Below are 8,459 nucleotides of genomic sequence, written 5' to 3'. Positions count from 1 at the left end.
GAATCACGTTTAGAGCGTGCGCTCTAGACCATTTGGATCATGGTGGCAACCCATTGCAACACTTCCTTCAATCACCGTCGCACGTTCGCGACAGCACATAACCCTGCTGTTTGTAGTACTTACATACGCCTCATCACGTGATCTAAGATCGCCCCCGGCTACGCTTTGTAGCTAAAACAATACATAGAAACGGGGTAGTTCAATGAAGTCAAATTTTTGTCGTGGAATGCGGCAGGTAGCCGTGCGCGCGCCGCAAGCGTCCTCTATTACTCTGGCGGTGGCGTTGATGTTTCCGGTGGGGGCGTCGGCGGCCGAGTATCTGGTCAGCAATGAAACCGAGCTTCGCGCCGCACTGTCGGCGGCAAACTCTGACGGTGACGCCAGTGCGACGATCCGTCTAGCCAACAGTTTCACGCTGACTATCGCCACTACACTACCGGCGGCCGGCAAGCGGGTCACCGTCGATACGCAAGGCTATACGCTGACCCGGGCTTCGGGTGCCGGTGGGTTCACCGGAGACCGGACATTCAACGGCATCTATGTTGGCGCAACCGGCGCCTCGCCGGGCGGTGGTCAGGCCGTCAGCGGCGGATCTTCTATCAACAACGGCTCGATCACTGGTGGGACCGATACAGACAGCGGCGGTGCTGGTGGCACGGGTTTTGTGTTGGCGGGTAGCGCGTCGCTCACCAACAATGGCGCGATCAAAGGAGGCGGGGCCACGGCAGGCACAGGGGGTGCAGGCATCAGCGCTGCCAACGGTACCGCTGTCATCAACAGTGCATCCGGCACGATTTCCGGTGGTGACGTCAATGGCGGCACGGGGGGCGTTGGCGTCAATTTTACGGCGGCGCTTACTTCAGGCCGTCTCGTCAACCAGGGCACGATCCGCGGCGGTAGCGACTTGAGCGGAGGAACCGGTGGCGGGATCGGCGTGCGGATCGGCAACGGCACCGCCCTGTTCTCCCTCGAGAACTCCGGGGTCATCGAGGGCGGCCGAGGCGCCGCTGCGATATCGACGGCGACCAACACCAACATCACAATGGTCAACTCGGGAACGGTGCGAGCAGGTGACGGCGCCGCCAACGCGATTCAGTTCGGCACTGTGGCCAACGCCAGCGCCACGCTCGAACTGCAAGCCGGTTCCAACATCGTCGGCAACGTCGTAGCCAGCGCGCTCGGCACCAACGACACGCTCCGCCTTGGCGGCGACACCAACAGCGTGTTCGATGTCTCCACCATCGGCGACACCGCGCAATACCGTTACTTCGACAACTTCACGAAGACTGGCGCCAGTACCTGGGCGCTGATCGGCACCGGTACGGTCGCTGCGCCGTGGACCGTCGATCAAGGCACGCTGCAGATCGGCAATGGCGGCACGAGCGGCAGCCTTGCTGGTGACGTGGTGGTCAACACCGGCGCCACCCTCGCATTCAACCGTTCCGATGCCTATACGTATGGCGGCACCGTTTCGGGCGCGGGCGGTCTGGCACAGAACGGCACGGGCACCACGGTGCTGACCGCCGCCAGCACGTACACGGGTCCGACCACGATCAACCTCGGCACGCTCGCCATCGATGGGTCGATCACGAGTCCGGTCACCGTGAACGCAGCCGGTACGTTGTCAGGCACCGGCACGATCTTCGGCGATGTCACCAACACTGGCACGGTCACGCCGGGCGGCGGCTCGGGCGTACTGACCATCGCTGGTAACTACATCGGCAATGGCGGTACGGTGCGCGTCAATACCGTGTTCGGTGGCGATACCTCGGCGACGGGACGACTGGTGGTAACGGGCGACACGTCGGGCAGCAGCCAGATCCGTGCGGTCAACGTTGGCGGATCGGGTGCGGCGACGGTCGATGGCATCAAGGTCATCGACGTGCAAGGCGCATCGAATGGCGCCTTCACGCTGGCGGGCGACTACACGTTCCAGGGCCAGCAAGCCGTGGTGGCTGGTGCGTATGCCTACCGTCTCTACAAGAATGGCGTGTCCACGCCGGCCGATGGCGACTGGTACTTGCGCTCGACGCTGGCCGATACGACGGTTGCCGGCAGCTCGGCTTCGACCTCAGCCGCTCCGCTGCTGGCACCGACCGTGCCGCTGTATGAAGCCTATTCGAGCGTGCTGCAACGTTTCAACGAACTCGGCACGCTGCAACAGCGCGTGGGCAATCGTTCGTGGTCGCCCAATGCGGCCGTGCAAGCCGAGCAGGACGCTGGCAAGCCGATCATCGGTCGCGGTGCCTGGGCGCGTGTGGAAGGCTCGAACACGCACATCGATCCGTCGACCAGCACGACCAGCGCCAGCTATAACGTGCGCATGTGGAAGTTCGAAGGCGGCGTGGATGCACCGGTCATCCAGAACGCCTCCGGCACGCTGGTGGTAGGCCCGACGTTCCACTATGGCATTGCCAACTCCAATGTCTCGTCGATGTTCGGCAACGGTGCGATCGATGCCACCGGCTACGGCTTTGGCGGTACGGCCACTTGGTACGGCAACAATGGCTCGTACGTGGATGCCCGCGCCACGGTGACGTGGTACGACACCGATATCCGCTCCTCGACGCTCTCGGCCAAGCTTGCCAACGGCAATCGCGGCAGCGGCGTGGCTACCAGCGTGGAAGCCGGCCATCAACTGGCACTGGGCGGCAACTGGTCCATCACGCCGCAGGCGCAACTCGCCTGGTCGCAGGTGCGCTTCGATGCGTTCACCGACCAGTACGGCGCCAATGTTTCGCGTGACAACGGCAACAGCCTGGTCTCGCGCCTGGGCGTTTCGCTGGATCACGAAACCAAGTGGACCGCCGCCAATGGCAAGACCAGCCGCTCGCATGTGTACGGCATCACCAACCTGTACTACGACTTTCTGCACGGTACCTCGGCACGCGTGGCGGATATCAGCGTGGTCAGCAAGGAACAGGCACTGTGGGCTGGCCTGGGCGTTGGTGCATCGCTGAACTGGAACGACGACCGCTACAGCGTCTACGGCGAACTGCTGGCTCGCACCAGCCTGCAAAACTTAGGTGACAGCAATGCGATTGGCGCAAAGCTGGGGGTGCGTTATCGCTGGTAAGCCTACGGCTTCTGTCGATCCCCGTGTAGATGAAAAAGCCACGTCCTTCGCGACGTGGCATTTTTTTTGTTCAGGCCGCTGGCCGGCATCCCATTTCCTTTCCTTCGGCCGCTCAGGCTATCCTGAGCGTCGGAATATCCGAAAAACCCGATTGAACCGCCACCGACCATGACCATCGACCAAGACATCGTCCAGGCCTTCGCGCCCACGGGCAAGCTGCGCGCCTCCATCAACCTTGGCAACCCCATCCTCGCCCACCGCACGCCGAATGGATCGGCGGGTGGCGTATCCGTGGATCTGGCCACGGCGCTTGCCGCGCGGCTCGGCGTACCGCTCGAACTGGTGGTTGTGGAGACCGCAGGCAAGTCGGTGGAGATCGTCGCGGCCGAAGACGCTGACGTCGGCTTTTTCGCCATCGATCCCAAGCGCGGCGCGAGCATCGCATTCACCGCGCCATACGTGCTGATCGAAGGCTACTACCTTGTTCGCCAGGACTCGCCGGTACAAGGCAATGCCGATGTGGACCGCGCAGGCACGCGCGTGGTGGTCGGCAAGGGCAGCGCCTACGACCTGTTCCTGACGCGCGAACTGAAGCACGCCGAAATCGTCCATGCGCCGTCCTCGCAGACGGTGGTGAAGACGTTTCTTGCGGGCCAGTACGACGTGGCGGCTGGTGTGAAGCAACAGCTTGAAGCCGACATCGCAGGCATGACCGGTCTGCGACTGCTTGGCGAACGCTTCATGGTTATCCAGCAAGCCATGGGCGTGCAAAAAACGCGCGGTGACAAGGCGGCCGCATTCCTGGCCCGCTTCGTGGAAGACATGAAGGGGGCGGGACGCGTCACGGATGCCCTGCGCGACCACGGCATCCAGGGCGCGACCGTCGCGCCGCTGGCTTAGTGGCTTAACCCTCAGTGCGCCACGATCGCCGGCCCCTTGCCGTCGCCCTTGACGGGACGGGTGATCCAGATCAGCGGGATCATGACGAGGTAGAGCACGGCCGATATGTAGAAGATGTCGTTGAGGCCCATCATTGCGGCCTGCGATATCACGGTGGCATCGAACAGCGCGTGGGCCGACGCGGGATTCAGGTGTAGCAGCGACCGCACAGCATCGATCTGATGGGTGAAGATCGGATTGCCGATACTCGCCTGTTCGGTGAGCCGCACGTGATGCAGAACCGTGCGGTCGTTCCACGCATTGCCGGCGATGGAGGTGCCCACTGCCCCGCAGAACACGCGCGCGAAGTTGGAAAGTCCCGCCGCATCGGCGATTTTCTCGGGACGTTGCCCTGACAGGATGATCGATGTGAGCGGCACGAAGAACAGCGCCATCGGAATGCCCTGCAGCAGCGTCGGCAGCACCAGATGCCACGTATCGATCTGCGTCACATAGTGCGTCCGCATGTAGAACACGCCCGCAAAGCCGATGAAAGACAGCGTCGCCACGGTACGCGCGTTGCTCGGCGTCAGCACCCGTCCCACGATCGGCGAGACCAGCAGCGCAAAGATCCCTAGCGGCGCGGTGACCAGGCCGGCGTCGACAGAGCGATAGCCCAGGTACTCTTGCATCCATTGCGGCAACAGTACGAGGTTGCCGAAGAACACGGCGTAGGCAATGGAAATCGCCACCGTACCTCCCAGGAAATTGCGCTGGGTGAACAGCCGAAGATCGACGATGGGGTTGGCATCGGTCAATTCCCATATCAGGAAGAGCAGGAAGCTGATGACGGCGACGATCCCCAGCACCACGATGACGGGAGAGTTGAACCAGTCGAGGTCCTTGCCCTTGTCGAGCATGACCTGCAGCGAGCCCACCCAGGCGACAAGCAGGCCTAGGCCCACGACGTCGATGGGCGTCTTGCGTGTCGGACCCTGCCGCTTGCGATACAGCATCCACGTCACCGAGGCGGCAAAGATGCCGACGGGAATGTTGATGTAGAAGATCCACGACCAGCTATAGCTATCCGTGATCCAGCCGCCGAGGAGTGGGCCTGCAATGGGTCCGACCGTTGCGGTCATGCCCCACAGGGCCAGTGCCGTGGCGGACTTCTGCTTCGGATACGAGCCCAGCAGGATGGCTTGCGACATCGGAATCAGCGGCCCGGCCACTGCGCCTTGCAGCACCCGCGCCACCAGCAGGATGGGCAACGTGGGCGCGATGCCGCAGAGCCACGACGCCAGCGTGAACAGCAGGATCGACCCCACGAACAGGCGGATGTCTCCAAATCGTTGCGTCAGCCAGCCGGTCAAGGGAATCGACACGGCGTTGGCCGCCGCGAACACGGTGATCACCCACGTGCCCTGATCGACCGATACGCCCAGGTTGCCGGATATCGTGGGAATCGCAACGTTCGCAATCGAGGTGTCGAGCACGTTCATGAACGTGGCAAGTGCCACCGCGATGGTGGCCAGGACGAGCTGGCCGCCTTGCATGGGCGGAGGTGGAGCCTGGATCTGGGACATGACGGAGCCTGATGAACTTCAATCTCAAGGGGCGCGCGGCAGCACGACGGATTATGTGGCGCTTGCCTTGCTGGCCGGCGCATTCCGGGGATGGCCTGCGGCGGCCTGCGATGTCCCGAGGCCGGCGTTGTCGGAGACGATGCGCGCGATCTCCGCATCGGCGTCGCTGCCGTACTTGGCGAACACGTTGGTCTCGTAGGTGGCCGGCGCCGCGTGGGCGAGCGCCCCACCACTCTGGTCGCGCACATCCACGTCAGCCTGCATCGACAACCCGATGCGCAGCGGATGCTGCTGCAGTTCACGCGGGTCCAGCGCGACGCGTACGGGCACCCGCTGCACGACCTTGATCCAGTTGCCCGTGGCGTTCTGCGCTGGCAGCAGCGAGAACGCGGACCCCGTGCCAGCGGAGAAGCCAACGACCCGGCCGTGATACACCACCGACGAACCATAGGCGTCGGACGTCAGCGAGACCGGCTGGCCCACGCGCAGATGCGCCAGTTCCACCTCCTTGAAATTTGCATCGACCCACACGTCCTGCAAGGGCACCACGGCCATGAGCGGCGTACCGGGCGATACGCGCTGGCCCACCTGTGCCGAACGCTCGGCCACATAGCCCATGACCGGCGCCGGCAGGATGTTCCGGGCATTGGCGAGATAGGCGTCGCGCACCTGCGCGGCGGCGGCCTGGACATCCGGATGGGTGGCGATGGTCGTATTGATCGTGAGCGCGCGATTCGCCGCGAGTTGCTGCCGCGCGGCATCGAGCGCGGCCTGTGCCGTCCTGACCGCGTCGCGCGCGTGCGAGACGTCCTCCTGCGAAACCGAACCGCTTTGCGATACGGACAGCCGGCGCTTCAAATCGTCTTGTGCGCGTGCCAGATCCGACTCGCGTACCGCCACCTGTGCGGCGTATTGCGCATCGTCGACGAAGAGGCCCTTGACCTGACGCACGGTCTGCGCGAGCTTGGCCTCCGCGCGTTGCAGCGCCACGCGCGCATCGGCGCCATCGAGTTCGACGAGTGGCTGGCCTTCCTGCACCGTCTGCGTGTCGTCGGCGCGTACGGCGATGACAGTCCCGGTCACCTGCGGGGTAATCTGCACGACGTTTCCGTTCACGTAGGCGTCGTCGGTACTCTCGTGGTAGCGCGCAACGAGCAGATAGTAGGCGGCCGACCCCGCGCCAGCGCCGAGCACGGCGAGTGCGAGGAGCGCCATCAGGCGACGGCGGAGGCCGTGATTTGTCGTGGGCACTGCGGCGGGCTGTGCGGTATCGGGCTGTTGTGTGGCGGCGTTCATGTTCAGGCTCCTTCTTGACTGGGATGAGCGGCTTGGTCGGGCATGGCCAGCCCGGCCGCTTGCGCGTCGAATCCGCCGCCGAGCGCGCGGATCAACGCCATTTGCTGGTCGCGGCGCTGCATCGCCAGATTGGTCACGGACTGCACGGCGGCGAGTCGGATCTGGTCGGCCTGCAGCACTTGCAGTTGCGGCGAGAGTCCCGCCTTGTAGTTGCCCACCGCCAGCGTGTAGGCGCGTGTTGCCGCGTCCTGCGCCGTGCGGGCATCGGTCAATTGCCGATCGGTAGCGCGGATGGCCGATACCTGCGTAGCCACTTCGGACAAGGCATTGACGAGCGTCCGGTCATAGTTCGCCACGTCCGCATCGAAGTCCGCATAGCGGCCCTTCAATTGCGCGCGCAGTGCGCCGGCATCAAATATCGGTAAATGGATTGCCGGCCCCACGCTGATCTGTCGGCTCGACGCCTTCAGCAGGCGGCCCCATCCCAGCGCATCGAGCCCGAGGCTCGCGGAAAGGTTCACATCGGGATAGAACTCGGCCTTGGCTTCCTTCACGTCCTGCAACGCCGCTTCCACCTGCCAGCGTGCCGCGACGATGTCGGGACGCCGTGCGATCAGGTCGGCAGGCAGTGCATCGGGCAACGTGACCGGCGCACCGACACCGAGCGTGGGTTGCGCGATCTTCAGCCCACGATCCGGCCCTTCACCGAGCAGCGCACCCATCTGGTAGCGCACCACTTCGATCTCGCCGTCGTACTGGCTCACGCTCGCCTGGCTGGTTGCCACGTTGCTGCGGGCCGTTTGTGTCTCGACGTTCGTGTCGAGCCCGGCGGCGGCACGGTCATCGGCAATGGCGCCGATAGCCGTGCGGTCGGCCACTTCCTTGCGGGCGATGTCGCGCAAGGCATACAGTTGCGCCAGGCGGTTGTAGGTGCGGGCCACCGATGTGGCCAGCGTCACGCGGGCCTGCTGCAGATCGGCATCGGCGGCCTTCTGCTGGGACACAGCGCGCGCCACGCGTGCGCGGTTCTTGCCCCACAGATCCAGATCCCACGACGCGCTGGCAAGGGTGCTGAAATCGCTGTACCAGTTGCCACCGAAGGGCGGCGGCGCCAGGTTCTCCGAGAGCCGCAGGCGCGTGGCCGATGCACTCGCCCCCGCCTGCGGGAAGAGCGAGGCACGCGATGCGTCCACGTACGAACTCGCCTTGTCGAGCCGGGCCTTGGCTTCCGCTACGGTGGGATTGCCCCGGATCGCTTCCTCCACGAGCTGCGTGAGTTGCGGATCACCGAACTGATCGGTCCATGCCGACGACGGCCACTGGCCACCCTGCGCTGGCAGGCTGTCAGCCGTGGCGTATTGGCCCGGCGTGGCGATCTGGCTGTCACTGTGGATGCCGCCGTAGTTGACGCAGCCGGTCAAGGAGACAACGACTGCCAGCGCGGCGACGCTGGCGCAGCGCCTGGCGATGGAGGATGGATAAAGAGGCAACGGCCTCGCGTGCTCGCGCGCAGTACCAGTCATGACGGGCAACTCCGGTAGGTAGGCTTGAATCGTTGTGCGTATCGCCGGCCCCGTGTTGGATGTCATGGGTGAGCGACAATCTGCGCGCAAGATACGCCG

At 64.3% G+C, this 8,459-nt stretch carries 5 protein-coding genes; 2 read left to right on the top strand and 3 right to left on the bottom strand.

Features of this window, described 5'->3' with window-relative positions; genetic code table 11:
- Nucleotides 1–202 precede the first annotated feature (202 nt).
- Together FFS21_RS12975 and FFS21_RS12970 are read left to right on the top strand one after the other, a co-directional pair.
- Nucleotides 203–3,076, top strand: coding sequence for an autotransporter family protein (locus FFS21_RS12975; protein ID WP_212745240.1), 2,874 nt, complete (start codon nt 203–205; stop codon nt 3,074–3,076).
- 168 nt (nt 3,077–3,244) lie between these two features.
- Nucleotides 3,245–3,976, top strand: a complete 732-nt coding sequence (locus FFS21_RS12970) for an ABC transporter substrate-binding protein (protein ID WP_137925248.1) — start codon at nt 3,245–3,247, stop codon at nt 3,974–3,976.
- 11 nt (nt 3,977–3,987) lie between these two features.
- Here the strand turns inward: FFS21_RS12970 and FFS21_RS12965 are convergent, their stop codons facing one another.
- From FFS21_RS12965 to FFS21_RS12955, 3 genes are read right to left on the bottom strand one after another with little or no spacing between them, the layout of a single operon-like run.
- Nucleotides 3,988–5,541: a DHA2 family efflux MFS transporter permease subunit gene (locus FFS21_RS12965; RefSeq protein WP_137925247.1), complete on the bottom strand. Its 1,554-nt coding sequence runs from the start codon at nt 5,539–5,541 to the stop codon at nt 3,988–3,990.
- Between the two features lie 51 nt (nt 5,542–5,592).
- Nucleotides 5,593–6,837 carry an HlyD family secretion protein gene (locus tag FFS21_RS12960; RefSeq protein WP_137925246.1) on the bottom strand — a complete coding sequence of 415 codons (1,245 nt, stop codon included), beginning with the start codon at nt 6,835–6,837 and terminating at the stop codon, nt 5,593–5,595.
- 2 nt (nt 6,838–6,839) lie between these two features.
- Nucleotides 6,840–8,327 carry an efflux transporter outer membrane subunit gene (locus tag FFS21_RS12955; protein ID WP_502705171.1) on the bottom strand — a complete coding sequence of 496 codons (1,488 nt, stop codon included), beginning with the start codon at nt 8,325–8,327 and terminating at the stop codon, nt 6,840–6,842.
- Nucleotides 8,328–8,459 lie beyond the last annotated feature (132 nt).

It is taken from the genome of Cupriavidus sp. 2SB, assembly GCF_005503625.1.
Lineage (GTDB): Bacteria > Pseudomonadota > Gammaproteobacteria > Burkholderiales > Burkholderiaceae > Cupriavidus.
This window is presented reverse-complemented; position numbering and strand designations above follow the sequence as displayed.

Excerpts from the sequence above, each read along its gene's own strand:
- FFS21_RS12975 (WP_212745240.1), top strand. The coding sequence starts at position 203 with ATGAAGTCAAATTTTTGTCGTGGAATGCGGCAGGTAGCCGTGCGCGCG.
- FFS21_RS12970 (WP_137925248.1), top strand. The coding sequence starts at position 3,245 with ATGACCATCGACCAAGACATCGTCCAGGCCTTCGCGCCCACGGGCAAG.
- FFS21_RS12965 (WP_137925247.1), bottom strand. The coding sequence starts at position 5,541 with ATGTCCCAGATCCAGGCTCCACCTCCGCCCATGCAAGGCGGCCAGCTC.
- FFS21_RS12960 (WP_137925246.1), bottom strand. The coding sequence starts at position 6,837 with ATGAACGCCGCCACACAACAGCCCGATACCGCACAGCCCGCCGCAGTG.